This is a genomic window from Catellatospora sp. KI3 (assembly GCF_029948125.1).
In the GTDB taxonomy this organism is placed as follows: Bacteria; Actinomycetota; Actinomycetes; order Mycobacteriales; family Micromonosporaceae; genus Catellatospora.
Genome location: NZ_JASAMB010000020.1, coordinates 128,886 through 154,986 on the forward strand (window position 1 = coordinate 128,886; position 26,101 = coordinate 154,986).

Sequence of the window (26,101 nt, forward strand, 5' to 3'; positions counted from 1 at the left end):
AGGCGAAGGAGAGCCCCTCATGCGTACCGACCTGCTGCGCCGCACCGTCAGCCTCACGCTCGGCGTGACCATGGCCGCCGCCCTCGGCGTGGTGGCCGCCACCGCCGCCGCGGTCGTGGACGACGCCAAGCCGGCGTTCGCGATCTCGGGCCTCGACACCTACATCGCCCGCAGCGAGGTGGTGAGCCGCGCGCAGACCTGGATCGACCGGGCGATCTCGCCGTACGTCCAGGCGGAGCGGACCTACGGCCCCGGCGAGGACCGGCTGTACCGCAACGACTGCTCGGGCCTGGTCGACATGGCCTGGCACATCAGCACCGCGGAGAACACCGGAAGCCTGGAGAACATCACCAAGTCGATCGGCGCGGCCGAGCTGCGGCCGGGTGACGCGCTGAACAACAAGGCCGAGGGCCACGTGATCCTGTTCAAACGGTGGATCGACTACAGCTCGGGCAAGTTCGAGTACTTCGCCTTCGGCAGCGCTCCGGCCCACATCTCGGTCGACTGGATCGACGGCGGGTCCGACGGCCTGATCGACAACCACTCGGCGGGCAACTACAAGCCGCGGCGCTACAAGAAGATCGTCGAGGACACGGGCACGATCGCGGTCGGCTACGACTACACCCAGATGATCATCGACACGCAGGGGCGGGCGCTGGCCAAGCAGAGCGTCGGCCTGTACGGCTGGACCGTGGAGAGCGACGCGGCGATCACCCAGGTCGCCAGCAACGGCTTCGTCCAGATGATCCTCGACGACACCGGCACCGTCTGGGCCAAGGAGGACATCGGCCTGTACGGCTGGACCCGCGAGACCGACCCGGGGATGACCGCGATCGCGGTCGGCAACGACGGCACCCAGATGATCCTCGACGCGGCCGGCCGGGTGCACGCCAAGAAGGGCATCGGCCTGTACGGCTGGACCAAGGAGAGCGACGGCGGGGTGCAGGCCATCGCCACCAACGGCGGCGTGCAGATGATCATCGGCGCGGACGGCTACGTCTGGGCGAAGAACACCATCGGCCTGTACGGCTGGACGAAGGAGAGCAGCACGGCGACCGCGATCGCCGTCGGCGACCAGGGCCTGCAGATGATGCTCGACGCCACCGGCCAGGTGTGGGCCAAGTTCGGCATCGGCCTGTACGGCTGGACCCAGGAGAGCGGCCCCGGCCAGGTCGCGATCGCCACCGGCACCAACGGCCTGCAGATGCGGCTCGACGACACCGGCGTGGTCTGGGCGAAGAACACCGAGCTGGGCACCGGCGGCTGGGTCCGTGAGTCGGACTCCGGCGTGAAGGGCATCGCCACCGGCGGCGGCGTACAGATGATCATCGGGGCTGAGGGTTACGTCTGGGCCAAGCAGAGCATCGGCCTGTACGGCTGGACCCGCGAGAGCGACCGGATGGCCTGACCCGCAGGTCGACTCGTCAAGGCAGGTGCGGCGGCCATCGGTCCGCCGCACCTGTCTTTCCCGTGCTCCGCTCCCGCTGCGGACCTCCTCGGCCGGACCCGTCCGGCGGTTGTCCGCGGCCGGGACCGGCCGAGCGCCGGGTCACAGAAGTCGGCGCATGCACACGCGGGGCCAGCGGTCGAGTCCGTGCGCGGCTTCCCGGTCCCGCACGGCCCGCAGTCCGGGGGTGACGTCGCCGTCGTCGAGGACGGCGAAGCCGCACCGGGTGTAGTACGGGCCGTTCCAGGGCACCTCGGCGAACGTGGTGAGGGTGAGCGCCGGTACGCCGGCGGCCCGCGCACGGTCGGCCAGGTGGTCCAGCAGCAGCCGCCCCAGCCCGCGGCGGGCGTGGCCGGGGTGGACCGACACCTGCTCGACGTGGAGGTTGCCGTCGACCACGTCGGCGAGGAGATAGCCGACGGGTGAGTCGGCCGGGTCGGTCACGACCCAGGCGCGGCCCGCGCGCTGGTAGCCGGCGAGCACGTCGAGCGGCAGCGGTTCGTCCCCGGCGATCTCGGGCATGCCGATCTCGCGGAAGCACTCTCCGGCGGCACGCTCGACGTCCTGCAGGGCGGGCAGCTCAGCCGGACGGGCCGGTCGGATACGCATCGCGCCATTGTTCCGGGCGTCGCGGCACAGCACGAGCCGTTTACCAGCGAGAGGCGGCCCGCGTCCGCGCGGGAGGCGCTACCGCGCGGGCGGTGCGGTACTGCTGCGGACGACGAGTTCGGTGGCCAGTTCGATCCGGGGCGCGTCCAGCTTCTCGCCGTTGACCAGGCGCAGCAGGATCCGGGCGGCCGCCGCGCCCATCTCCAGCAGCGGCTGCCGGACGGTGGTCAGCGGCGGCGAGGTCCACTGCGCGTAGACGAGGTCGTCGAACCCGACGACGCTGAGGTCGCGCGGGATCTGCCGCCCGGCCAGCCGCGCGGCCTCGTACACCCCGGTGGCCTGCTGGTCGGAGCCGGCGAAGATCGCGGTCGGCGGATCGGCGAGGTCCAGCAGCTCCCGCGCCCGGGCGAACCCGCCCTCGTGGTGGAAGTCGCCGAACCGGACCAGCTCGCGGTCGGGCTGGACCCCGGCCGCCTCCAGCGCCGCCCGGTACCCGGCCAGCCGGGCCCGGCAGCACAGCAGCTGCTCCGGCCCGCCGATCGCGGCGATCCGCCGGTGGCCCAGCCCGAGCAGGTGCTGCGTGGCGGCGTAACCCCCGGCGAAGTTGGTCGCGCCGACACTGGGCACCTGCGGCGAGGGCTGCTCGATACCGTCGACCAACACGAACGGGACCGCCCGGCGGCGCAGCTCGGCCTGGTGCTCCTCGGCCAGCTGCGACAGGATCAGGATGGCGCCGTTGGAGCCGCGCGCGGTGACCGCGTCCAGCCAGCGGCGGGTCAGGCTCGCCCGGTTGTGCAGGACCGTCACCACGAGCCCGGCCCCGGCGTCCTCGGCGACCTGCTCGACCCCGGTCAGCAGGGACAGGCCCCACGCCGAGTCGAGTTCGTTGATCACGAAGTCGATCAGGTTGCCCCGGTGCTCGCGGCGCCGGGCGGTGCGGGGGCGCTGATAGCCGTACGCGGTGAGCAGCGCCTCGACCCGGCGCCGGGTGTCGCTGGAGACGTCGGTGTGCCCGTTGAGGACCTTCGAGACCGTCGGCACGGTCACGTGCGCCTCGCGGGCGACCACCGCGAGCGTGGGACGGGGCTTGGGCGCGGGCATCCGCACAGTCTGGCAACCAGACCCCACCGGGATCCATCCGCCCCGGGCCCGGGACCTGCTCCGCCTTCGGGTCAGCCGATCGTGGCCGGCAGCCTGGTGTGCCCGCGCGGGGTCGCTGCTCGTCCGCGGTGCCGCTGCCGGCGCGCCGGTCGGCCCTGTCCGCGCAGGTGGCGGCGTGAGCTGCGCGGTTATCCACAGCCGCGTTTTCGGGTTCGTCGGCCCCGCCGCCTAGGATCGACGGGTGCGTGATGCGGCAGAGGTGCTGAGCAGGGTCTTCGGTTATGACAGCTTCCGCGGCGCCCAGGCCGACATCATCGACCATGTCATCGGCGGTGGCGACGCGCTGGTGCTGATGCCGACCGGCGGCGGCAAGTCACTCTGCTACCAGATCCCGGCGCTGGTGCGCCCGGGCGTCGGCGTGGTGATCTCCCCGCTGATCGCGCTGATGCAGGACCAGGTGGACGCGCTGCGGGCGCTGGGCGTGCGGGCGAACTTCCTCAACTCGACCCTCGACCTCGACGAGCGCAAGGTGGTCGAGGCGGAGTTCCTGGCCGGTGAGATCGACCTGCTCTACCTGGCGCCGGAGGGCCTGGCCTCCGGGTCTGCGCTGCGGCTGCTGGAGCGGGGCAGGATCTCGCTGTTCGCCATCGACGAGGCGCACTGCGTGTCGCAGTGGGGCCACGACTTCCGGCCCGACTACCTGGCCCTGTCGGTGCTGCACGAGCGGTTCCCGGACGTGCCGCGCATCGCGCTGACCGCGACCGCGACGACCGCCACCCGCGTCGAGATCGCGACCCGGCTCAACCTGGGCGACGCCAAGCTGTTCATCTCCAGCTTCGACCGGCCCAACATCCAGTACCGGATCGTGCCCAAGAACAACCCGGCCAAGCAGCTGCTGGAGCTGCTGCGCGAGGAGCACTCCGGCGACGCGGGCATCGTCTACTGCCTGTCGCGGGCGTCGGTGGAGAAGACGGCGCAGCTGCTGGTCGACAACGGCATCCCGGCACTGCCGTACCACGCGGGCCTGGACGCGCGCACCCGCGCGACCAACCAGTCGCGGTTCCTGCGCGAGGAGGGCCTGGTCATGGTGGCCACGATCGCGTTCGGAATGGGCATCGACAAGCCGGACGTGCGGTTCGTGGCGCACCTGGACCTGCCCAAGTCGGTCGAGGGCTACTACCAGGAGACCGGCCGGGCCGGGCGCGACGGGCTGCCGTCGACGGCGTGGCTGGCCTACGGCCTGCAGGACGTGGTCCAGCAGCGCAAGATGATCGACAGCTCGGAGGGCGACCTCGCCTACCGGCGGGGCCTGGCCGCGCACCTGGACGCGATGCTGGCCCTGTGCGAGACGGTCACCTGCCGCCGCGTGCAGCTGCTGGCATACTTCGGCGAGCCGGGCGGCGAGGCCTGCGGCAACTGCGACACCTGCCTCAGCCCGCCGCAGACCTGGGACGGGACCGTCCCGGCGCAGAAGCTGCTGTCGACGGTGCTGCGGCTGCAGCGCGAGCGCAACCAGCGCTTCGGCGCGGGGCAGTCGATCGACATCCTGCTCGGCCGGGAGACCGACAAGGTGCGCCAGCACCGCCACCAGGAGCTGTCGGTGTTCGGCATCGGCAGCGACCTGAGCGAGTCGGAGTGGCGCGCGGTGGTGCGCCAGCTGCTGGCGCAGGGGCTGCTGGCGGTCGAGGGGGAGTACAGCACGCTCGCGTTGACCGACGCGTCGGCCGACGTGCTGGGGCGCCGCCGCGACGTGCAGATGCGCCGCGAGCCGGAGCGGGCGGCCCGCTCCGGCGGCGGCTCGTCGTCGGGGCGCAGGTCCGCCGCCGCTGCGGCCGTGGCCGAGCTGCCCGCGCAGGCGACGCAGCTGTTCGAGAAGCTGCGTGCCTGGCGGGCGGCCACGGCCAAGGAGCAGGGCGTGCCGGCGTATGTCGTGTTCCATGACGCGACGCTGCGCCAGATCGCCACCGACGTGCCGACCAGCCTCGCCGAGCTGGGCCGCATCAGCGGCGTCGGCGAGAACAAGCTCGCCAAGTACGGCGAGCAGATCCTGGTCGCGCTTACGGAGTGACGGCGATGTTGGTCAGGCCGTTGACGGCGTCGGTGACGGTGTTGGAGCCGTAGACGACGTTGAGGTTGCCGGCGCACTTCGACGTGGACGTGATCTTGATGGCGTACTGGCCGACGCCGCCGAGGTCGGAGGTGTTGGCCCGCCAGATGTTGCCGCAGCCGTTGAGGAACGCCGGGGTGGTGACCGGGTTGTGCGTCTCGTACCCGTTGACGAAGGTGCCCGGCGCGGCGAACGTGCCGGTGTTGCCCTCGATCAGGTAGCCGATGCCCTTGACGTCGATCCAGGAGTCGGCTGAGTTCTGCCCCGAGATCCCCTGCCCGTTGAACGTGTTGCCCCGGATGACCCCGTCGAAGGTGCCCTCCTTGACGTCGATCAGCTCGGCGGCGACGTTCGGCCCGATCCGGTTGTTCAGCACCTGGACCCGGTCGGAGCGGTCGACGCCGCCGGAGTTGCCGTGGCAGTCCCAGTTCGACCCGGCCGACCCGAGGTAGACGCCCTCGCCGTAGCCGGGCTGGACCAGGCCGGTGTACTCGACGACCGAGTTGCGCAGGATCCCGTCGGCCGAGGAGCGGCGGAAGTGGATGCCCTCGTCCTCGGTGTGGTGCACGTACACCCCGTCGATGACGACGTGGTGGGAGTTGTCGAGCACGATCCCCTTCTTCGACTCCGCGACGGTGAACCCGGTGAGGTTCCAGTACGGCGCGCCGAACAGCCACAGGCCGTAGCCGGAGTCCCAGCCCGCGGTGGGGGCGGGGCAGGACGGGGCGGTGCCGCTGGGCCCGTCGTTGATCAGGACCGCGGTGCGCGGCCCGGTCAGCGTGATCGGCGCGGCCGCGGTTCCGGCCCGCTGGCTCGCGAACGCCCCCCGGTACGTGCCCGGCGCGAGCCGGATCGTCTGCCCCGGGTTCGCCGCCGCCAGCGCGCTGCTCAGCTGCGCCGCCGTGGCGACGTCCACGATCGGCCCGGACGGGCTGGGCGAGACCGACGGGCTGGGCGACGGCCTGGGCGAGGCGGACGGACTCGGCGACGCCGACGGGCTGGGCGGCGCGCTGGGGCTGGGCGAGGCGGTGCCGCCGGAGCAGGGCGCGCCGTTGACCGTGCAGTTCAGCGGGGTGCCCCGGCCGGCGGCGTTAAAGCCGAACGTCTGGGACGCGCCGGGGCTGACGGTTCCGTTCCAGCTCAGGTTCGTGAACCTGTAGTGCTGGCCGGTCTGGGTGCGGGTCGAGCTCCACGATGAGCTGACGGTGGTGCCGGCGGGCAGGTCGAACTCGACGGTCCAGCCGGTCGCGGCCGCGTCGCCGCTGTTGGCGACGGCGACGTCGGCGCCGTAGCCGGCGTCCCACACGCTGACCTGCGTGACCGTCGCGGTGAGCCGGGGGGCCGCGGCGGCGGCCGGGGTGCTCAGCAGCGCCGGGACCGCCGCGGCGAGCAGGGTGGCCACCGCGCCGGCGGCGGCCAGGAGGGGTCTGCGCATCGACTCGCTCCTTTTAGGAAGGGTGGTTAACTGTTACATGGAACATCCTCGGGCCCGGAAAGCCAAGAGTGATCGTCTGGACGCTTCCGCCGCAGGCACCGGGGCGGCACACTTGACCGCGACCGACTACGGTCGGTGTTCCAGCCGAGAAGGAGGGCCATGTCTGTGCTGCCCGCGGGCACCGCTGCCGACCTGCTGCAGCTGCTGACCCAGGCCGAACGGCTGCTGTCCCGGCGTGTGGCGGGCATCCTGCACGAGGAGGGCTGCTCGGCCGAGGCGTGGCGGGTGCTGCACCTGCTCGCCGAGGGCGGCGGGCGGCCCATGACCGAGGTGGCCGACCGCTCCTTCCTGCCCCCGGGCACCCTGACCAAGGTGGTGGACCAGCTCGTCGAGCTGGGCCTGGTCTACCGGCGCATCGACCCCGCCGACCGGCGCCGCATCCGCGCCTTCCTGGCCCCGCGCGGCCGGCAGCTGCAGGAGCGCATCGCCGCCCGGATCGAGGCCAGCGTCACCGAACTGCCCGTGCCCGGCCCCGACCGCGAGCACCTCGCCGCGCTGCTGCACGGCCTGTCCCAGGCGATGACCGCGACGCCGGTGGCCGCGTGAGCACCGAGGCGCGCCCGGTCGCCGAGGAGTTCGACCCGGCGGTCACCGACCTGGTCGCCCGGATGACCCCGGCCGAGAAGGCCGCCCTCTGCGCGGGCAGCGACTTCTGGCACCTGTACGGCGTACCGCGCCTGGACGTCCCGCCGATCATGGTCGCCGACGGGCCGTACGGCCTGCGCAAGGAGCACGACGGCAGCGACGTCGACGGCAAGAGCGAACCGGCCACCTGCTTCCCCACCTCCTCGGCGCTGGCCGCGTCCTGGGACCCGGACCTGGTCGAGGAGGTCGGCCGGGCCCTGGGCGACGAGGCCCGCGCCAACGACGTCAGCGTCCTGCTCGGCCCCGGCGTCAACATCAAGCGCAGCCCGCTGTGCGGCCGCAACTTCGAGTACTTCTCCGAGGACCCGCTGCTGGCGGGCCTGCTCGGCGCGGCCTGGATCCGGGGCGTGCAGAGCCGGGGCGTCGGCGCCTCGCTCAAGCACTTCGCCGCCAACAACCAGGAGCGGCGGCGCTTCAACATCGACGCCGCCGTCGACGAGCGGGCCCTGCACGAGATCTACCTGACCGCGTTCGAGCTCGCCGTCACCCGGGCCCGCCCGTGGACGGTGATGTGCGCGTACAACCGGCTCAACGGGGTGCACTGCAGCCAGCACGAATGGCTGCTGACCACGGTGCTGCGCGAGCGGTGGGGCTTCGACGGGCTGGTCGTGTCCGACTGGGGCGCCGTCGACGAGCGGGTGCCCGGCCTGGCCGCCGGGCTCGACGTCGAGATGCCCGGCTACGGCGGGCACAACGACCGGCTCATCCTCGACGCCCTCGCCGACGGGACCCTGCCCGAGGCGGTGCTGGACCGGGCCGCCGCCCGGGTGCTTACCCTGATCGAGCGGACCGCGCAGGTCCGCGCGGGCGGCCACGGCTACGACCGCGACGCCCACCACGCGCTGGCGCGCCGGGCCGCCACCGAGGGCACGGTGCTCCTCAAGAACGAGGGCGGGCTGCTGCCGCTGGCGCCGCAGGGCAGGATCGCCGTCGTCGGCGCGTTCGCCAGGCAGCCCCGGTTCCAGGGCGCGGGCAGCGCCGGGATCAACCCGCACCGCGTCGACGACGCGTACACCCGGATCTGCGAGCTGGCGGGGGAGCAGGTGGCGTACGCGCCCGGCTACCACCGCGACCGCGGCGAGGTCGACGAGGAGCTGCTGGCGCAGGCCCGCGCGACCGCCCGCGACGCCGACGTGGTCCTGGTCTTCGTCGGCCTGACCGAGGGGTACGAGACCGAAGGCCTGGACCGCACCCACCTGGCCCTGCCCGCCGCCCACGACGCCCTGGTCCACGCGGTCACGGCAGTGCACGACAAGGCCGTGGTGGTGCTCGCCAACGGCGCGCCGGTCGAGATGCCGTGGCTGCGCGGCGTGCCCGCCGTCGTCGAGGGCTACCTCGGCGGGCAGGCCGGTGGCAGCGCGGTCGCCGACGTGCTGTTCGGTGCGGCCGAACCGGGCGGGCGGCTGGCCGAGACGTTCCCGCACCGCTGGGAGGACAACCCCACCCACGCGATCGCCGACGCCCCCGCGGTGACCGAGTACCGCGAGAGCGTCTACGTGGGCTACCGCTACTACGACAGCGCGCACGTGGACGTGATGTTCCCGTTCGGGCACGGGCTGTCGTACACGACGTTCGCCTACTCCGGCCTGGCCCTGGACGCGGCGGTGGCCGAGGCCGGGCAGCCGGTGCAGGTGAGCGTGACGGTCACCAACACCGGCGAGCGCGAGGGCAGCGAGGTCGTGCAGGTGTACGTGCACGACTGCGCCTCCACCGTGTTCCGGCCGCAGCAGGAGCTGGCCGGCTTCGCCAAGGTGCGGCTGCGCCCCGGCCAGTCCCAGCAGGTCGCCGTGGAGCTGGACCGGCGCGCGTTCGCCTACTACGACACCGGCCGGGGCGACTGGTCGGTCGAGGCCGGCCGGTTCGAGATCCGCGTCGGCTCGTCCTCGCGCGACATCCGCGCCGTCGCGGTGCTCGACCTGACCGGCGGCGACCCCGCGCCCGAGCCGTCGGCGTACCCGCTGCCCGCGCCCGGGCAGGAGTTCGACCGCACCGCCTTCGCCGACCTGTACGGCCGCCCGCTGCCCGCCAACACCGCCGACCGGCCCGGCGCGTTCACCCTGAACACGCCGCTGGCCGACATGCGGTCCTCGCTGGTGACCCGCACCCTGCAGTACGTCGCCCGGCGCAAGTCCCGGGAGGTGATCGCCGACCCGACCAGCCCGATGGCGTACCTGGTCGCGGCGATGCTGGACGAGATGCCGCTGCGGATGCTGGCCCTGGGCACCCGGGGCGCGGTCAGCCGGTCGGTGCAGCAGGGCCTGCTCGACCTCATCAACGGCAGGCGGCTGCGCGGCCTGCGCGGACTGCTGAGCTCCCGGGGCCGGTGAGGCGCGGAGAAGCCGCCGGAGAAATCTCCGCGGCCGTTGTCGGATCGGGGCTGCCGCGTTCGTAGCTGTGGTGAGGCGGCCCGAGGGGCGGCCGCCCGACGACAGGAGATGATCCCGATGACGCAGTACCTGATCTCCGTGCTCCACGACTCGAGCGAGCTCGCCACCGACGACGAGATGGCGGCGATCGACGTCTTCAACGAGCAGCTGCAGGCTGACGGCCACTGGGTCTTCGCCAGCGGCCTCGCCTCGCCCGGCTCGGCGACGGTCATCGACGCCCGGGGCGGCGAGGCGGTGTTCACCGACGGCCCGTACCTGGAGTCGAAGGAGCACATCATCGGCTTCTGGATCATCGAGGCGCCGCACCTCGACCTGGCGCTGCGGCTGGCGGCCCAGGGCTCCAAGAGCTGCAACCGCCGCGTCGAGCTGCGGCCCTTCCTGGGCGAATGACCGGCCTCGACGACGTGATCACCCGGGTCCACCGCGCGGAGTGGGCCCGGCTGGTCGCGACCCTGGCCAGGCGCCTGGGCGACCTCGACCTCGCCGAGGAGACCGCCGCCGAGGCGTTCGCGGCCGCGGTCGAGCACTGGCCGGTCGACGGCGTCCCGCCCAACCCCGGCGCGTGGCTGACCACGACCGCATACCGCAAGGCCGTCGACCGGCTGCGACGCGAGGTCCGGCGCGCGGACAAGCACCGGGAGGCGCTGATGCTGTTCGACACCCCCGACCCGCCGGGCGCGATCGAGGACGACCGGCTGCGGCTCGTGTTCACCTGCTGCCACCCGGCGCTGGCCATGGAGGCGCGGATCGCGCTGACCCTGCGGATGGTCGGCGGCCTGACGGTGCCCGAGATCGCCCGCGCGTTCCTGGTCCAGGAGACCGCCATGGGCCAGCGGATCACCCGCGCCAAGGCGAAGATCAAGGCAGCCCGCATCCCGTACGGGGTGCCGCTGCGCGAGGACATCCCGGCCCGGGTCACCGGTGTCCTGGCCGTCCTCTACCTGATCTTCAACGAGGGCTACCTGGCCTCCGGTCCGGAGAAGGAGGCGGTGCGCGCCGACCTGACCGCCGAGGCGATCCGGCTGACCCGCCTGGTCCGCGCCCTGCTGCCGGCCGACGGCGAGACCGCCGGGCTGCTGGCGCTGATGCTGCTGACCGAGGCCCGCCGGGCCGCGCGGGTGGCGGTCAGCGGCGAGCTGGTGAACCTCGCCGACCAGGACCGGGGCGCCTGGGACCGGGCCCTCATCGCCGAGGGCCACGCCCTGGTCCGCGCGCGGCTCGCCTCCGGTCAGGCGCCGGGCCGGTACCAGATCCTCGCCGCGATCAACGCCGTGCACACCGACGCCCGCGACGTCCGCGACACCGACTGGTCCCAGGTCGTCGCGCTCTACGACCAGCTGCTGCGGCTCGACCCCTCCCCGATCGTGCGGCTCAACCGGGCGATCGCCGTCGCCGAACTCGACGGCCCGCAGGTCGCGCTGGCCGAGGTGGACGCGCTGCCGCTGGCGGGCTACCACGCTTACCACGCCACCCGGGCCGAGCTGCTGCGACGGCTGGGCCGCAGCGCGCAGGCGCGGTCGGCGTACGACCAGGCCATCGAACTGACCGGCAACACCGCGGAGAGGGCGTACCTGATCCGGCGGCGCGACCAGCTCGCGGGCCGCTGATCCGTTCTTGCCGGTGGCGTGCCGGTCTAATGCCGACTCCTTTCCTGGTGACCGGCGGCTCCTTATTGGAAATTGGAATGCATAAAGCGATTCCGATTTCGAATGAAGGAGAACACGATGCGCCTCTCGACCGGACGGATCAGCCGGGTCATCGCCATCGCGCTGATCGCCCTGACGGCATCGACGGCAAGCGTGCTCGGCACCGCCGCACCAGCCTCGGCCGCCGCTTCACGCGAGCTGAGTTACGAGTTCCAGTGGCAGCAGAACGGCTACTACTGCGGCCCGGCCGCGACCCGGATCGCGCTGACCGGCCGCGGCTACTACTACACGCAGACCTACATCGCCGGCCAGCTCGGCACGACGACGAACGGCACGAATTCGGCGGCCGACACCACCCGGGTGCTCAATTCGCTCGGCGCCACCGGCTTCTACGAGACCAAGTGGATCCCCGGCAACTCGGCGACGCAGGCCGAGATCAACCGGCTGCAGTGGGACGTCGTCTACGACATCGACCGCAACTACCCGCTGGTGGTCAACGTCGTCGGCTCGGCGATGGACACCGACGGCGACTGGCACAGCTACTCCGGCGGCCACTACCTGGCCGTGACCGGCTACAGCAACGACGGCTGGACCGTGAAGATCGCCGACTCCGCCGACGCCAACGGCTACGGCTGGTACTGGATGTCGACCGACCGCCTCGCGCACTGGATCGCCCTGCGGGGCTACTCCGCCTGACGCACACACCCCGGCGGCCGCGCAGTCACTGCGCGGCCGCCGGGGTGTGTCTCGCGGATTCACTGAACCGGCGCGGCACCTGCTCGACGCGTGACCGCTCTGCATCGACTCCCTGGCGAGGTGTCGGGGCAACGACAGGTCTCAGTGGACTCAACCGGCATGGCGGTGCAACTAAAAGCCACCGCCGAGCGGTCTCTGTGCCGAGCCGAGATGTTGAGGAGCGGGGATGCAGTTCAAGGTGCTCGGCCCGATCGAGGTATGGGCCGCCGGTCGGCGTGCCGTCCTGGGCGGGGCGAAGCCGCAGGCGTTGCTCGCCCTGCTGATGCTCGAACGGGGCAGGGTGGTTCCGGTGTCCCGGATCATCGATGTGATCTGGGGCGAGCATCCGCCCGAGACGGTCCGCTCGATGATCCAGGTCTATGTCGCGACGCTGCGCCGCTCGCTCGCCGAGGTGGGGCTGGCCCAGGTCATCGTGACGCGGGCACCTGGCTACCTGCTGGACATCCCGGCGGAGGCACTCGACCGGGACGTGTTCGCCGACCTGGTCGCCAGGGCCCGGGATTCCGCCGGCGCGGCACGGGTGGAGCTGCTGCGCGATGCGCTTCGGCTGTGGCGGGGACCGGCCCTCGCCGGTCTGGCGCAGTCCGCGCTCGCCGGCGAGGCGATGCGGCTGGAGGAGTCGTGCCTGGCGGCGCTGACTGATCGGCTGGCCGCCGAGCTCGACCTCGGCTGGCACGACGAGATCGTGGCTGAGCTGACGGCTCTGGTCCGCACCCATCCTGCCGACGAGAGGCTGTGCGGCCTGCTGATGACCGCGCTGTATCGGCAGGGCAGGCAGCCGGAGGCACTGGCCTGCTATCGCGACTGCCGGGTTCATCTCAGCGATGAGCTGGGCATCGACCCCGGGCCGGAGCTGACCGCTCTGCACGAGCGGCTGCTGCGTGGCGAGATCGCCACCACCGCCCGGGCCGCGGCCGTACCCAGGCTGCTGCCCCGGCTCGTGGACGACTTCACCGGGCGCCACGACGAGATCCGGCTGCTGACCCAGCCGGGGCAGAGCTCGCTGCGCGTCATCAGCGGGCCGGCCGGGGTCGGCAAGTCGGCCGTCGCCGCGCAGGTGGCCCGGCAGCTGGCCGCGTCGCATCCTGACGGTCAGCTGTATGCCGAGCTGCGGGGCATGACCGATACCCCGGCCCCGCACGGCGAGGTCCTCGTCCGGTTCCTGCGGGCGCTGGGCGTCGAGCCGACCGGCATCCCCGAGTCCACGGCGGATCGCAGCGATCTGTTCCGGAGCCTGGTCGAAGGCAGGCGGCTGCTCGTCGTACTCGACGATGTCCGCGACCTGGCCCAGCTGGGCCCGCTGCTGCCGTCGACGCCCGAGACCACGGTTCTGATCACTTCCCGCGACAGGCTGACCGGGCTGGCGGGCGCCCTGCTGATCGAGCTCGGCGTGCTGCCCTCGCCGCAGGCCATGGAGCTGTTCACCCGGATCGTCGGCGCGCAGCGGGTGGGGTCCGACCCGGAGTCGGCCCGGCGCATCGTCGGCCACTGCGCGGATCTGCCGCTGGCCATCCGCCTGGCGGGCGCCCGGCTGGCGAGCCGCAGCCAGCTGCCCCTGCGCTGGCTGGCCGACCGTCTCGCCGACGAGTCCCGGCGGCTCGACGAGCTGTCCACCGCTGACAGCGGGCTGCGGGCCAGCATCGAGCTGAGCAGCCAGTCGTTGCGCCCGCAGACCCGGCACGCGCTGCGGCTGATCGGCTATTTCGGGGTACCGGAGTTCGCCTGCTGGACCGTGGGCTGGCTCGCCGGCTGCTCGGCCGCGCAAGCCGAGACGATCCTCGACGAGCTGGTCGAGGCCCAGCTGATCGAATGCCCGATGGTCGACCGGCTGGGCAATGTCCGGTACCGCATCCATGATCTTGTCCGGCTGTGGGCGTGCGAGCAGGCGACGGCCGGGACGGGTGCGGACGAGCTGAGCCTGGCGGTGTCGCGGGTGCTGCACGGCTGGCTCGGCCACATCCAGCGGGCCGGCAGCGACACCCCTCCCGACGACATCCGCTGGCGCGCGCACGGGCCTGCCGTCGACTCGGGTCCGGCCCTGCCGCAGCCCAGGGCGTGGTTCGAGGCCGAGCAGACCTCTCTGGTCGCGGGGGTGGAGCGGGCGGCTTCGCTCGGGCTGCACGCGCTGGCCAGCCGATTCGCGCCCGACCAGTACTCGCCCGTGCTCAGCGGCGCCACCCGGTTCGACACCCGTACGCGCATCATCACCGCCATCCTTCAGGCCGCACGCCGCGCCGGCGACCGGCACATCGAAGCGCTCATGATCGCCGACCTCGGCCAGCTGTACTACCTGCAGGACCACTACGACCAGGCGCGCCTGACCTTCCAGCAGGCGCTCGACCTGTTCCGCGAGCAGGCCGACCTGCGCGGCCAGGCCGCCACGCTCGCCGGCCTGGGCGCGGCGTGCCGCGAACCCGGCCGCCTGCGGGAAGCCTTGCACTTCCTCGGCGAGGCGGCGACGATCCTGCGGCGTACCCAGGACGACATCGGCATCGGCTACGCCCTGCGCATGTCCGGGTCCGTCCGGCTGGAGCTCGGCGACTACCCTCAGGCCCTGTCCGACCTGGAGGAGTCCCTCGTCGCCTACCGGCGCGCCGGCAGCCGCCTCGGTGAGGGCCTCACCCTGCGCAGCCTCGGCCTATACCACCGCGCGCTGTCGAAACTGGATGACGCGGTCGAGCTCTGCGAGCAGGCCGCGTCGATCTTCCGCGAGCTCGGCGACGCCTTCCTCGAAGCCTACGCGGTGCGGGCGCTGTGGAAGGCCCGGCTCCGGCAGGGCCTGGCCGACCAGCGGGGACTCGACCAGCTGGACTGGGTACTCGAGGTCAGCCGCCAGCATCACGACCGGTTCGGCGAGGCGGTCACCCTGCGGGTGCTCGGCCAGTGGCACCTCGCCGCCGGCGGCCCCGACCGGGACCTCGCCCTCGGTCTCGCCCGGCGCCATCTGAGCGAGGCGCTCAAGGTCTGGGCCACCATGGAGGCTCCCCTGTGGACCGCCCGCACCCAGCACGATCTCTCGCTGGTCGCCGATCGGCAACGCCGGACAGCGGAGGCGCAAGCGCTGCGGCAGCAGGCCATGAAGGTCTTCCGCGATCACGGCGCTCGCGAGTATCAGGAGCTCACGGCCGCTGAATAACGGGATTTGGCGCGCGTTTGGCGGTTTTTTGGCGGCGCCTCGGAAGCTTCTTCACGTCGGGCAAGCAGCGCGAGATGAAGGAGCTCCGAGATGAGATTCGAGATGAAGAAGAACCTGCTGAGCAGGGTTGCGGGCGCCGGGATGGCGGTGCTCGCGGCGGCGGGCTTCGGCGTGGTGGGCGGGACGACCGTGACCATGGCGTCGGAGCCGCAGGCGGCGCAGGCCTACTTCGGCATGGGGCCGATGGTCTCCCGCGGCGACGTGCTGGCACGTGCGCGGAACTGGCTGGAGCGGGACGTCGAGTACTGCGCGAGCACCACACCGAGCGTCTGCGCCGGCAACGGCGCGCCATACACCAACGGGCTGGGCGGCACGAACCTCTACCGGCCCGACTGCTCCGGATTCGTCGCCATGGCCTGGAAGTTCGCGACGACGAGCGACGGCTGGGCGACCCCGGACACCGACGCCCTCCTCTACAACGGCTTCACCGACGTGATCGCCTCGTCTTCGCTTCTTCCCGGCGACGCGCTGGTCAACCCGAAGGACGACAACCACGACGGCACCGCGTTCGGCGCCGGGGACGACGGCACCGGACACATCGTGCTGTTCACCGGCTGGGCCGACGCCGCCCACACCAGGATCAACTACATCCACGAGTCCAGCGAGGCGAACGACATCTACGCGGTCACCGGCGAGCTGTTGACCACCAAGATCAACAACCACTACAAGCCGGTGCGGTACAAGCGGATCACCACCGGCAAGTACGACGACTTCGACAACGACGGCAAGGTCGACGTCATCGGCAGGGTGGCCGGCGTGAACGATCTCTACCTGTACCGCGGCAACCGAACCGTGCTCTCCGGCCAGTCGACCGCGGGGATCGGCTGGGGCGGCTTCGACATGGTGACCTCCGCCGGGGACTTCGACGGCGACGGCAACGCGGACCTGTTCGCCCGCAACAGCACCACCAAGGACCTCTACCTCTACCCGGGCACCGGCGGCGGCCAATTCGGCGCCGCGCTCTACCTGGGCATCAACCTGGCGTCGTACGAGATGATCGTGGCGCCCGGCGACTTCGACCGGGACGGAAAGGCCGACCTGATCGCCCGGGCCACCAGCACCAAGAACCTGTACCTGTTCAAGGGCAACGGTTCCGGCGGCTTCACGGGCTCGGCCGAGATCGGGGTCAACTGGGGGGCGTTCGACCGGCTCATCGCTCCCGGGGACTTCAACAACGACGGCAACATGGACCTCGTCGCCCGAGACGCGGCGACCACGAACCTGCTGCTGTACAGCGGCAACGGCGCCAACGGGTTCAGCAACGTCACCCAGATCGGCATCGGCTGGGGCGCGTTCGACCTGTTCGTCGGCGCGGGCGACTTCGACGGCGACGGCAACGCCGATCTGATCGCCCGGAACTCGTCCGACATGGAGATGTACCTCTACAAGGGCAACGGCTCCACCGGGTTCACCGGCTCGTCGATCATCGGCTACGACTTCCACGCCTTCGACATGCTCTTCTGACCCGCAGCCCGGTCATCGATCAGGCCACCGGTGCGATCGCCGAGAACGACGGCGACCGCACCGGTGGCAGTTGCCTTCCTCCCCGAACAGGTCCGAGACACATGGTCAACACTGAGCACCAGGGCTGCCCCGAGCAGCTGGTGGATATCCGCGGGTCGATCGCCCTGAGGCTGCACGACAGCCTGCTCTCCGGCGGCGGCCCCGTTCTTCTGCGGGCAGGGCTGGTCGACCGGCTCGTCACGGCGCAGACGCTGCTGCCCGCGAGCCTGCGACTGCTGGTGGTGCTTCCGCTCTGGCAGCCGACTGAGGCGCCGGTCCCGGCCTGGCCGGTCGATCACCGGTCCGGCCACTCGGTAGACATGACGCTGTGCACGGCAGGGGGTCGCGAACTGCTTCCCTCTGCCGGATGCGGCACAGCGGCCTGCCACACCACGCCGGGCGTCGCCGACGCCGCGCCGCCAGGCAGGTCGCCTGGCTGGAAGATGTTCGCGCGGGCGCTGCGCTCGGTGGGGTTGGCCGACGACGCCGAACGCTGGTGGCACTGGTCCTCGGCGCCCGGACCGGCTACCGGCGACGGACTGCCGCCTCGATGGCTGCGGGCCGTCCGTCCCGCCTCCGGGGGCGTGGACTGAGCCGGGACCTCTCTGCCACGGTGGGGGGTCGGACGGGCTGCCGCCGGGCGCATCCGGTCCGCACCACGTACAGGATCGCGTCCACGACGTTGCGGGTGTTCGGCCGCCATCGCCGCGTCCCGGAGGCCGCAGCGGTCACCGATCGGCGCCGCGCGGCCTCCGGAGCGGGCGGGTCAGGCGGGTAGGCGCCGGGCGACCGCCGGGACCACGATCGCGGCCGCGACCAGATGGGTGAGCATCAGCAGCGCTCTGGTGGACACTGCGGCGTCCGCGACCACGTCCGGGACCAGGGACAGCACGGTCAGCACCACCGTGGTCCAGACGAAGACGCGTCGCGGGTGCCGCACCGTGCGGAACAGCACCGCGGCCAGGACCAGCCCGACGGCCGAGAACACCGCCGTCAGCAGTGCGAAGCCCGAGATCGGGATCGGTACGCCGCCCACGTCGAGGCTGATCCCGGCGGCCCGGCCGGCGGCGGCGACAGCGGCCGTGGCGGCGCTGGCGACCGCCGTGGCGAGGGCGCCCACCGCGAGCATCCGGCCCAGGCTCATGGTCGCGGTGGTGTCAGTGGTGGTCATGGTGTCCTCCGGTGAATCAGCGGCCGGAACGTCCGGCCTCCCATCAGAGGACGAACGGCGGCCCCCGGAATCGACACGGCACCCGCAACGATCTCGGCGGAACAGCGCGGAGGGCACCTGCCGACGCCACACGCCGCAGCTCACACCCGGCGGACAGGGGACGGCAGGTCTCCCGGTCCCTCCCGGTGATCATGCACGGCGGCGGGGGCGGGACAGCAGGAGGGGGAGCAGGCCGACGGCGGTGGCGAGGGCGAGGGTCAGGGCCAGCAGGAGCGTCGGGCGCCAGGGCCAGGCGGGACCGTCGAGGGTCAGCTGGTCGGTGGGGTACTCGGTGAAACGGGCCGAGGCCAGCGCGGTGGCGCGGTCGGTGTGCGCGGCGAGGTCGCGCAGCACCGGGTCGAAGCTGAACTCGTCGGGGCGCTGCGCGGCGTGCGGCAACTCGATCCGCAGCTTGCGCGCTTGCGCCCAGCCGGTGAGCGCCGGGTCCACGGCGGCGGGGTCGCGTACCCCGGGGACGAGGAACCGGTCGGCGTCGGCGTCGGCGTCGGACGCCGCGACGACGACCAGGGTCATGCCGTGGGCGGTGGTCACGGTGCGGCCGGTGCCCAGGGCGACCAGGGCGGCGGCGTTGGCGGTGCCGCCGTACAGCTCGAAGAGTGCCGCCGCGTCGAGCTCGCCGACCCCGTCGACCAGTCCCACCGCGAGCGTGGGTCGTCCCAGCGGGAAGGCCGCGTTCAGCGCGTACGGCAGGTCGCCGGGTCGCAGGCTCAGTGCGTCGATGGCGGTGCCGGCAGTCGGCGACCAGCCGGGGAAGTGGAGCCGCCCGCCGATCCGGGCCGCCTCGGCGGGTCCGGCGAGCAGCTGCATGACGTGCAGTGCGCCGACGACTCCGGAGGTCACGCCGGCGGTCGTGGTGAACGGGCCGTCGTCGACGTACCGGCGGCCGGCCTGCCAGCGCACGGCGGGTCGGCTGCCGCGGAGCCGGTCCAGGTTGGACCAGTGCGTGGTGGCCGCACGCCCGTCGAGCAGGCCCGCCGCCGCGACCACCTCGACCCCGGAGCACACGCCGAGGATGCGCGCGCCGCGTGCGGCCTGCCTGGCCAGCCAGTCCCGCAGCGGTGCCGCCGAGGCGGCCGCCGGGTCGACGAACGCGGGCACCACCACGACCTCGGGCGCCAGGTCGGGTCGGCGGTCGAGTTCGGACACGGTGTAGTCGGGCAGCAGGTGCAGGCCGCCGGACAGCGCCACCGGCACCCTGGCCGTGGACACCGTGAAGACGGCGAACTGCTCGGACCGGGCGAAGACCTCGTAGGGGGCGAGCACGTCGCCGACCACCGATCCGTCCGGCCCGGCCAGGACCGCGACCCGGTGCGGTCCTGGCGGCACCGGCCGGGGCGCGGGCCAGCCCGCAGCGGGCGGGTCGGGTGGCAGCGCGGCGAAGCTGGCGGTCATGGCCGCGGTGACGCCGGCGGCGGCGACGGCGGTCAGCGTCGCGGCGGCCAGTATCAGGCCGGTCAGGGCCAGGGCGGTCCGGCGCAGGGCACGGGGCATCGTCTCTCCTTGCTCGGGGTGCGACAGGATCCGGGGGTACGGCAGGAAGGGCGGGACGGTTCAGGCGCGGGCGGCCGACGGGGTGCGGCCGAAGCGGGCGCGGAACAGACGGCGGAAGTGCCGGGGGTCGCGGAACCCGCAGCGGGCCGCGACCGCCTCCACTGTCAGGGTGGTCTGCGCGAGCAGGCTGCCGGCCAGTTCCAGCCGCAGGCCCTGCTGGTATTCCAGCGGCGTCAGCCCGATCGCCGCGGTGAAGGCCCGGGTCAGGCCGCGTTTGGACACGCAGGCCAGGGCGGCCAGCTCGTCGAGGGTGTGCTGGGCGTCCAGGTGCTGCACCAGGTACTCCTGCACCCGGTGCACGGCCGGGTGCAGGTGGTCGCGGTGCGCCAGGAACGGGTTGAGCTGCTGCTGGTCGCCGCCGCGGCGCAGGTAGAGGACCAGTTCCCGGGCCACGGCGGCGGTCAGGGCGGGGCCGTGGTCGCGTTCGACCAGTGACAGGGCCAGGTCGATGCCCGCGCTGATCCCGGCGCTGGTGCTGATCGGGCCGTCGTGGATGTACAGGGCGCCGTCGCGGACCCGGGCGGCCGGGTAGCGCCGTCGCAGGTGCTCGGTCAGGCCCCAGTGGGTGGTGCAGCGGCGCCCGTTCAGCAGCCCCGCCTCGCCGAGCGCGGCGGCGCCGGTGCACACCGCCGCGATCCGCGCCCCGGCGCGGTGGGCCTCGGCCAGCCATGACGTGACGGTCGGCGGCACCAGCGGCGCCCCGTCCGCCCCGGCCGTCGGTGACAGGCGCGGGCCGGGTACCAGGACCAGATCCCCGGGGTACAGCGGCGGCAGGCTGGTCAATCCGGCCAGCAGCAGGCCCTGCGCGGAGCGCTGCCGGGGCCCTTCGGCGGCGTACTCGATGCGGTAGTCGGCGCCGAGGTGCGCCGCCGCGTCGAAGACCTGCACCGGGCCGCTCAGGTCCAGCAGGTTCACCTCGGCCAGCACCAGCACCACGATGCGACCGGTACGCGGTTCATCACTCACCGACTCAGGCTAGCCAGCCGAGGCGGGCGCCTGGAAGGGCGCGGCAGGCCCGCCAACGGACGGATCAGGCACTCATAGCCTTCCCTGATCGTGCGACTGCCGGCGCGAGCGAGCCGGCGGACGTGCGGCAGGTCGTCGGCGAGACGGCTCACCGGTTCACCGCTGGCCAGAGCCGGCTTCAGCCTGCGGCGACACCGAGCAAGTGGCCGATCCCGTAGGTCACCACCATGGCCGCCGCGCCTCCCGTCACCAGCCGCACGATCGCCCGCGTCGCCGGCGATCCGCCGAGACGCGCGCTGATCAGGCCGGTCAGCGCCAGCGCGACGAGGACCACCACGAACGTCACCGGAATCCGGATACCGGCCGGCGGCAGCAGGATCGCCGCCAGCGGCAGCGACGAACCAGCGGTGAACGCGAGCGCTGACGAACCCGCCGCGTGCCACGGATTGGTCAGTTCCTGCGCCGATATCCCCAACTCGACCTCCGCATGAGCGGCGAAGGCATCAGCGGCGGTCAGCTCGACGGCGACCTGCCTGGCCGTCGCCGGTGCCAGGCCCTTCGCCTCGTACAGCGCGGTCAGCTCGTCGAGTTCCTGCTCGGGAAACTCGTCGAGCTCGGCGCGCTCCTTGGCCAGCAGCGCCCGTTCGGTGTCGCGCTGACTGCTGACCGAGACGTACTCGCCCAGCGCCATCGACACCGCCCCGGCGACCAACCCGGCGACGCCGGCGGTCAGGATCGCCCCGGCGGAGGTCGTCGCGCCCGCCACGCCGACCACCAGGCCCGCGGTGGAGACGATTCCGTCGTTGGCGCCGAGCACCCCCGCCCGCAGCCAGTTCAAGCGGGACGCGATCCCGCCCCGGTGCGGTTCGCCGGGATGCGCTGAGACGGCCCTCTCCAGGCGTGCCATGTGAGCCTCCTCGACAGCCTACCCGCCAGATGCGGCCATGGCGCCGGCACAGGACAGCTGCCGGTCCCCAGGTGAGGGACCAAAGACCCGCCCGCGGCCGACCCTGCTCGGCGAGGAGAGGACCGCCGCCTCTACCACGCGGTCCTCGCCCCAGCGCACATTCGTCCTGTAGGCCCCTCGCGCAGTCAGCGGCTGCCGCCGTTCGGGCGGCAGCCGGAACGGGAGCGTCCCATGAGTGCCGTCCGACCGGTCATCGACCCGCAGGACCGACCGTCCAGCACCTCTGCCGCGCCGACGATGGGATTCACCCGCAGATCGGTCCTTGCCGCCGGAGTAGGCGGCGTCGGGGCGGCGACGCTCGCGGCCTGCGTACCCCCATCGGCAGCCACTGTCGCACCCGACAGCCCGCAGGTGCTCGCGGTGGAGGCCGACCGCCACCCCGGCACGGTGCGCGACTTCCACCTCACCGCGACCATGGCCGACGTCGACCTCGGCGGTCGGATCGCCGCGACCTGGTGCTACAACGGCACCGTCCCGGCCCCCCAACTACGGGTGCGGGCAGGCGAGCAGGTCAGGGCGCGCGTCACGAACCTGCTGCCCGTCGATACCAGCGTGCACTGGCACGGCGTCGCCCTTCGCAACGACGCCGACGGCGTCCCGTACGTCACGCAGCCGCCCATCACGCCCGGCAGCGACTTCACCTACCAGTTCACCGCAGCTGAGCCCGGCACCTACTGGCTGCATCCGCACACCGGCGTACAAGCCGATCGCGGCATGTACGCCGTACTGATCGTCGAAGACCCCAGCGAGCCGCTGGCCTACGACGACGAGTGGACGATGGTGCTCGACGACTGGACCGACGGAGTCGCCGCGACACCGGAACAGGTGTTCGACGGGCTGCGCCGCAGCACGATGCACCACCACATGATGGGAGCGGCCGGTCCCACCAGCGCTCTGCTCGGCGGGCCCGGCGGCGACGTCGCCTACCCCTTCTACCTCCTCAACGGCCGAATGCCTACCGACCCGCCCACGTTGCGCGGCAGGCCCGGCGAGCGGATCCGACTTCGCATGGTGAACGCCGCCGCAGATACGGCGTTCCGGGTGGCGCTCGGCGATCACCGGCTGCTGCTGACACACACAGACGGGCACGCTGTCCGCCCGGTCGAGGTCGACGCCGTGCTGCTGGGCATGGGAGAGCGCTACGACGTGCTGGTCACCCTCGGCGACGGGGTCTTCCCGCTGGCCGCGATCGCCGAAGGCAAGCCGGGGGCGGCGATGGCGGTGGTGCGCAGCGGCGGCGGTGCCGCGCCGCCCGCCGCCGCGCACCCCGCCGAACTCGACCGGCGACTGGCCGACCCCCGCGCGCTGCAGGCGACCGAGCGGCAGGTCCTGCACCCCCGCGCCCCCGACCGCGCGCTGCGGTTGGCGCTGACCGGAGGCATGATGTCCTACGACTGGGGGATCGACGGGCGACACGACGAGCACGGTGCGGTGGCGTACCTCGTCGAGGCCGGTGAGCGGGTACGCGTCGACTACACGAACCGAACGATGATGTTTCATCCCATGCATTTCCACGGCCACGCTTTCGCGCTGGGTGCGACCGACGGTCCGCGCAAGGACACCGTGGTGGTCCGGCCGGGCGAAACGGTCACGACGTTGTTCGACGCCGACAACCCCGGTCGGTGGATGATCCACTGCCACAACGCCTACCACGCCGAAGCGGGCATGATGGCACTGCTCGGCTACCGACTGTGACCACAGGCCCGGGGCAGGGCCGCGGTGAACTGAACACTTTGTTGCCGGTTGTACGCCTCAATGACCTCGGCTAGCGTGTGTTCACCTGCGGCCCGAGGCCGCGGGACGCGTACCCCCGGCTTCCCCCGTGGCCGGGGGTACGCTTCATCGACATTGTCTGCGGGTCGCCGGGCGGGAGTCGCCTCGGGTGGCAGCCTTGGATCCTTCTCCGGGCCGCTCTCAGCGGCGCGTTGGGGTCCAGTCGCGGATCTCCGGCAGGTCTTGACCGGTCTCGCGGATGTAGGCGGCGTGCTCGGTACGCCGGTCGACCATCGCCTGGCGCAGGGCCGCGGCTTTGCGGGCCAGGCCCGGCACCCGGTCGATGACATCCATGACCAGGTGGAACCGGTCCATGTCGTTGCGGACCAGCATGTCGAACGGCGTCGTGGTGGTGCCTTCCTCCTTGTAGCCGCGCACGTGGAGGTGGGCGTGCCCGGCCCGTCGGTAGGTGAGGCGGTGGACCAGCCACGGGTAGCCGTGATAGGCGAACACGACGGGCCTGTCCGCGGTGAAGATGGCGTCGTACTCGGCGTCGGGCAGTCCGTGCGGGTGCTCGCCGGACGGCTGCAGCCGCATCAGGTCGACGACGTTGACGACCCGTACCCGCAGCTCGGGTAGGTGCTCGCGGAGCAGGTCGGCGGCGGCCAGCACCTCCACGGTCGGCACATCGCCCGCAGCGGCGAGCACGACGTCGGGGTCGCCGCCGTCGTCGGCGGCCCATGGCCAGATGCCCAGCCCGCGGGAGCAGTGCGCCACCGCCTCGTCCATGTCCAGGAACGTCGGCGCGGGCTGCTTGCCGGCCACGATCACGTTGACGCAGTCACGGCTGCGCAGGCAGTGATCGGCCACGCTCAGCAGAGTGTTCGCGTCCGGGGGCAGGTAGACCCGGATGACGTCGGCCTTCTTGTTGACGACGTGGTCGATGAACCCGGGATCCTGGTGCGAGAAGCCGTTGTGGTCCTGGCGCCACACATGCGAGGTGAGCAGGTAGTTCAGTGACGGGATCGGCCTGCGCCAGTCCAGCTCCCGGGAGACCTTGAGCCATTTGGCGTGCTGGTTGACCATCGAGTCGACGATGTGGACGAACGCCTCGTAGCAGGAGAACAGGCCGTGCCGTCCGGTGAGCAGGTAGCCTTCCAGCCAACCCTGGCAGGTGTGCTCGGACAGGATCTCCATGACCCGGCCGTGCCGGTCCAGGTGCAGATCGGTGTCGGCGGTGCGAGCGTGCCATGCCTTACCCGTGACGTCGAGCACGGCACCCAGGCGGTTGGACTCCGTCTCGTCCGGACCGACGATCCGGAAGTTGCGGAAAGGCGCGTTGGCGGCCATCGTGTCGCGAACCCAGCCGCCGAGCACCCGGGTCGGCTCCGCCGGCAGCCCGGGCTTGACGCCGTACGTCCGGAAGTCGGGCAACTCAAGGTCGCGGACCAGCCGCCCGCCGTTGGTATGCGGGTTGGCGCCCATGCGCAGTTCGCCGGCGGGCAGCCAGTCGACCACCTCCGGGCGCGGCGCGCCGGTGGCGTCGAACAGCTCCTGCGGCCGGTACGAGCGCATCCACTCGGCGAGCATCGCGAGGTGGTCGGTATCGTCACGGGCCGCCGACAACGGCACCTGGTGCGCCCGCCACGTGCCCTCGACCGGCAGCCCGTCGACCTCCTTCGGGCCGGTCCAGCCCTTCGGCGTACGCAGCACGATCATCGGCCAACGCGGCCGGTCGGCCGGCTCGCCGGCGCGGGCGGCGGCCTGGATCGCGGCGATCTCCTCGCAGACGGCATCCAGGGTCGCGGCCAGCAGCTGGTGCACCGCGACCGGATCATCGCCTTCCACCAGATACGGCTTGTGCCCGTAACCGGTCAGCAGCGCCGTCAGCTCGTCGTCCGACAGGCGGGCAAGCACCGTCGGATTGGCGATCTTATAGCCGTTGAGGTGCAGGATCGGCAGCACCGCGCCGTCCCCGACCGGGTCGAGGAACTTGTTGGAGTGCCACGACGCCGCCAGCGGGCCGGTCTCAGCCTCGCCGTCGCCGATGACGCATGCGACCAGCAGCTCCGGGTTGTCCAGCGCCGCACCGTACGCATGGGACAGGCTGTAGCCGAGCTCGCCGCCCTCGTGGATGGAGCCCGGTGTCTCCGGCGCGACGTGGCTGGGCACACCGCCTGGGAACGAGAACTGCTTGAACAGCCGGCCCATGCCCCGCTCGTCGCGGCTCACATGCGGATACACCTCGCTGTAGGTGCCCTCCAACCAGGTGTTGGCCAGCAGGCCCGGCCCGCCGTGACCCGGGCCGGTAATGAAGATCGCCTCCTGGCCACGCGTGCTGATGATCCGGTTGAGGTGGGTGTAGAGCAGGTTGAGGCCCGGCGTGGTGCCCCAGTGGCCCAGCAGGCGCGGCTTGACATGCTCGGGTAGCAGGGGCCCCGCCAGTAGCGGATTGGCCATCAGATAGATCTGCCCCACGGACAGGTAGTTGGCCGCGCGCCAGTGCGCGTCGAGGCGGAAGAGTTCCTGCGCGCCCAGCGGGGCGCCCTGCGCGATATCCATGCGCATCAGCGTGACGAGTGTGCAGGATGTGACGTAGAGTCCGCTTCCCCGTGGATGCCGGGACCTTCGGCCTGTCGACCGCCGCGCCCGCGCCGTGTCGGCTCGGCCGTCTCCCGCCGCTCATGCCGATGAAGGACCAAAGGCCCACCGTAGGGCGCCAGCTGCCGGTCCTTGTCGATCGTGGGGTTGCTGTGTGGCCGCCGCGACTCCTCGACGTCC

The 26,101-nt window shown here is 72.2% G+C and carries 19 protein-coding genes; 11 read left to right on the plus strand and 8 right to left on the minus strand.

Translation table 11 applies throughout. The features are described 5' to 3' along the window. Positions 1–19 precede the first annotated feature (19 nt). The gene (locus QEZ54_RS27690; protein WP_281307664.1) at positions 20–1,408 is read left to right on the plus strand and encodes a hypothetical protein; all 1,389 of its coding nucleotides are present in this window, start codon (positions 20–22) and stop codon (positions 1,406–1,408) included. 141 nt (positions 1,409–1,549) lie between these two features. Here the strand turns inward: QEZ54_RS27690 and QEZ54_RS27695 are convergent, their stop codons facing one another. Together QEZ54_RS27695 and QEZ54_RS27700 are read right to left on the minus strand one after the other, a co-directional pair. Beyond that, a complete protein-coding gene (locus tag QEZ54_RS27695) occupies positions 1,550–2,056 on the minus strand; it encodes a GNAT family N-acetyltransferase (protein WP_281307665.1) in 507 nt (168 codons plus the stop codon). Between the two features lie 78 nt (positions 2,057–2,134). After that, positions 2,135–3,157: a LacI family DNA-binding transcriptional regulator gene (locus tag QEZ54_RS27700; protein ID WP_281307666.1), complete on the minus strand. Its 1,023-nt coding sequence runs from the start codon at positions 3,155–3,157 to the stop codon at positions 2,135–2,137. Positions 3,158–3,398: 241 nt separating this feature from the next. Between QEZ54_RS27700 and recQ the strand changes: the two genes are divergently transcribed. Further along, positions 3,399–5,225 carry a DNA helicase RecQ gene (recQ, locus tag QEZ54_RS27705; RefSeq protein ID WP_281307667.1) on the plus strand — a complete coding sequence of 609 codons (1,827 nt, stop codon included), beginning with the start codon at positions 3,399–3,401 and terminating at the stop codon, positions 5,223–5,225. Here recQ and QEZ54_RS27710 read toward each other — a convergent pair. Beyond that, a complete protein-coding gene (locus QEZ54_RS27710) occupies positions 5,215–6,699 on the minus strand; it encodes a cellulose binding domain-containing protein (RefSeq protein WP_281307668.1) in 1,485 nt (494 codons plus the stop codon). The two genes, recQ and QEZ54_RS27710, sit on opposite strands and share 11 nt — an antisense overlap. Positions 6,700–6,858: 159 nt before the next feature. Between QEZ54_RS27710 and QEZ54_RS27715 the strand changes: the two genes are divergently transcribed. From QEZ54_RS27715 to QEZ54_RS27750, 8 genes are all read left to right on the plus strand, one after another. Beyond that, positions 6,859–7,305 (plus strand): MarR family transcriptional regulator, encoded by a 447-nt coding sequence (locus tag QEZ54_RS27715; RefSeq protein WP_281307669.1) that lies wholly within the window; start codon positions 6,859–6,861, stop codon positions 7,303–7,305. Continuing rightward, complete coding sequence (locus QEZ54_RS27720) at positions 7,302–9,731, plus strand: glycoside hydrolase family 3 C-terminal domain-containing protein (protein ID WP_281307670.1); 2,430 nt, start codon at positions 7,302–7,304, stop codon at positions 9,729–9,731. The genes QEZ54_RS27715 and QEZ54_RS27720 overlap by 4 nt, the downstream gene beginning before the upstream one ends. Before the next feature lie 117 nt (positions 9,732–9,848). Then, positions 9,849–10,181 carry a YciI family protein gene (locus QEZ54_RS27725; protein WP_281307671.1) on the plus strand — a complete coding sequence of 111 codons (333 nt, stop codon included), beginning with the start codon at positions 9,849–9,851 and terminating at the stop codon, positions 10,179–10,181. After that, positions 10,178–11,398 carry a DUF6596 domain-containing protein gene (locus QEZ54_RS27730; protein ID WP_281307672.1) on the plus strand — a complete coding sequence of 407 codons (1,221 nt, stop codon included), beginning with the start codon at positions 10,178–10,180 and terminating at the stop codon, positions 11,396–11,398. Before QEZ54_RS27725 ends, QEZ54_RS27730 begins: the two co-directional genes overlap by 4 nt. Before the next feature lie 117 nt (positions 11,399–11,515). After that, entirely contained in the window at positions 11,516–12,133 is a 618-nt protein-coding gene (locus QEZ54_RS27735; protein ID WP_281307673.1) for a C39 family peptidase, read from the plus strand. 226 nt (positions 12,134–12,359) lie between these two features. After that, positions 12,360–15,329, plus strand: coding sequence for a BTAD domain-containing putative transcriptional regulator (locus QEZ54_RS27740; protein WP_281307674.1), 2,970 nt, complete (start codon positions 12,360–12,362; stop codon positions 15,327–15,329). Between the two features lie 90 nt (positions 15,330–15,419). Then, positions 15,420–16,853 (plus strand): VCBS repeat-containing protein, encoded by a 1,434-nt coding sequence (locus tag QEZ54_RS27745; RefSeq protein ID WP_281307675.1) that lies wholly within the window; start codon positions 15,420–15,422, stop codon positions 16,851–16,853. Positions 16,854–16,954: 101 nt separating this feature from the next. Next, positions 16,955–17,485: a hypothetical protein gene (locus QEZ54_RS27750; protein WP_281307676.1), complete on the plus strand. Its 531-nt coding sequence runs from the start codon at positions 16,955–16,957 to the stop codon at positions 17,483–17,485. Positions 17,486–17,658: 173 nt separating this feature from the next. On the opposite strand, the gene QEZ54_RS27755 is transcribed toward QEZ54_RS27750, so the two are convergent. The 4 genes from QEZ54_RS27755 to QEZ54_RS27770 all read right to left on the minus strand — a co-directional run bounded on the left by QEZ54_RS27755 (position 17,659) and on the right by QEZ54_RS27770 (position 21,547). After that, complete coding sequence (locus QEZ54_RS27755) at positions 17,659–18,063, minus strand: DUF6069 family protein (protein WP_281307677.1); 405 nt, start codon at positions 18,061–18,063, stop codon at positions 17,659–17,661. 189 nt (positions 18,064–18,252) lie between these two features. Beyond that, on the minus strand, positions 18,253–19,614 hold the full coding sequence (locus QEZ54_RS27760; protein ID WP_281307678.1) for a DJ-1/PfpI family protein: 1,362 nt from the start codon (positions 19,612–19,614) through the stop codon (positions 18,253–18,255). Between the two features lie 60 nt (positions 19,615–19,674). Next, positions 19,675–20,640 (minus strand): GlxA family transcriptional regulator, encoded by a 966-nt coding sequence (locus tag QEZ54_RS27765; protein WP_281307679.1) that lies wholly within the window; start codon positions 20,638–20,640, stop codon positions 19,675–19,677. Between the two features lie 178 nt (positions 20,641–20,818). Next, positions 20,819–21,547 carry a VIT family protein gene (locus QEZ54_RS27770; RefSeq protein ID WP_281307680.1) on the minus strand — a complete coding sequence of 243 codons (729 nt, stop codon included), beginning with the start codon at positions 21,545–21,547 and terminating at the stop codon, positions 20,819–20,821. Between the two features lie 231 nt (positions 21,548–21,778). On the opposite strand from QEZ54_RS27770, the gene QEZ54_RS27775 reads away from it, so the two are divergent. After that, positions 21,779–23,302 (plus strand): multicopper oxidase family protein, encoded by a 1,524-nt coding sequence (locus tag QEZ54_RS27775; protein ID WP_281307681.1) that lies wholly within the window; start codon positions 21,779–21,781, stop codon positions 23,300–23,302. Between the two features lie 219 nt (positions 23,303–23,521). On the opposite strand, the gene QEZ54_RS27780 is transcribed toward QEZ54_RS27775, so the two are convergent. Beyond that, positions 23,522–25,888, minus strand: coding sequence for a phosphoketolase family protein (locus QEZ54_RS27780; RefSeq protein ID WP_281307682.1), 2,367 nt, complete (start codon positions 25,886–25,888; stop codon positions 23,522–23,524). Positions 25,889–26,101 lie beyond the last annotated feature (213 nt).

What these genes read in the sequence shown, in the direction of transcription:
- QEZ54_RS27690 (WP_281307664.1), top strand. Translation starts at nt 20, where the DNA reads ATGCGTACCGACCTGCTGCGCCGCACCGTCAGCCTCACGCTCGGCGTG.
- QEZ54_RS27695 (WP_281307665.1), bottom strand. Translation starts at nt 2,056, where the DNA reads ATGCGTATCCGACCGGCCCGTCCGGCTGAGCTGCCCGCCCTGCAGGAC.
- QEZ54_RS27700 (WP_281307666.1), bottom strand. Translation starts at nt 3,157, where the DNA reads ATGCCCGCGCCCAAGCCCCGTCCCACGCTCGCGGTGGTCGCCCGCGAG.
- QEZ54_RS27710 (WP_281307668.1), bottom strand. Translation starts at nt 6,699, where the DNA reads ATGCGCAGACCCCTCCTGGCCGCCGCCGGCGCGGTGGCCACCCTGCTC.
- QEZ54_RS27715 (WP_281307669.1), top strand. Translation starts at nt 6,859, where the DNA reads ATGTCTGTGCTGCCCGCGGGCACCGCTGCCGACCTGCTGCAGCTGCTG.
- QEZ54_RS27725 (WP_281307671.1), top strand. Translation starts at nt 9,849, where the DNA reads ATGACGCAGTACCTGATCTCCGTGCTCCACGACTCGAGCGAGCTCGCC.
- QEZ54_RS27730 (WP_281307672.1), top strand. Translation starts at nt 10,178, where the DNA reads ATGACCGGCCTCGACGACGTGATCACCCGGGTCCACCGCGCGGAGTGG.
- QEZ54_RS27735 (WP_281307673.1), top strand. Translation starts at nt 11,516, where the DNA reads ATGCGCCTCTCGACCGGACGGATCAGCCGGGTCATCGCCATCGCGCTG.
- QEZ54_RS27740 (WP_281307674.1), top strand. Translation starts at nt 12,360, where the DNA reads ATGCAGTTCAAGGTGCTCGGCCCGATCGAGGTATGGGCCGCCGGTCGG.
- QEZ54_RS27745 (WP_281307675.1), top strand. Translation starts at nt 15,420, where the DNA reads ATGAGATTCGAGATGAAGAAGAACCTGCTGAGCAGGGTTGCGGGCGCC.
- QEZ54_RS27750 (WP_281307676.1), top strand. Translation starts at nt 16,955, where the DNA reads ATGGTCAACACTGAGCACCAGGGCTGCCCCGAGCAGCTGGTGGATATC.
- QEZ54_RS27755 (WP_281307677.1), bottom strand. Translation starts at nt 18,063, where the DNA reads ATGACCACCACTGACACCACCGCGACCATGAGCCTGGGCCGGATGCTC.
- QEZ54_RS27760 (WP_281307678.1), bottom strand. Translation starts at nt 19,614, where the DNA reads ATGCCCCGTGCCCTGCGCCGGACCGCCCTGGCCCTGACCGGCCTGATA.
- QEZ54_RS27770 (WP_281307680.1), bottom strand. Translation starts at nt 21,547, where the DNA reads ATGGCACGCCTGGAGAGGGCCGTCTCAGCGCATCCCGGCGAACCGCAC.
- QEZ54_RS27775 (WP_281307681.1), top strand. Translation starts at nt 21,779, where the DNA reads ATGAGTGCCGTCCGACCGGTCATCGACCCGCAGGACCGACCGTCCAGC.
- QEZ54_RS27780 (WP_281307682.1), bottom strand. Translation starts at nt 25,888, where the DNA reads ATGCGCATGGATATCGCGCAGGGCGCCCCGCTGGGCGCGCAGGAACTC.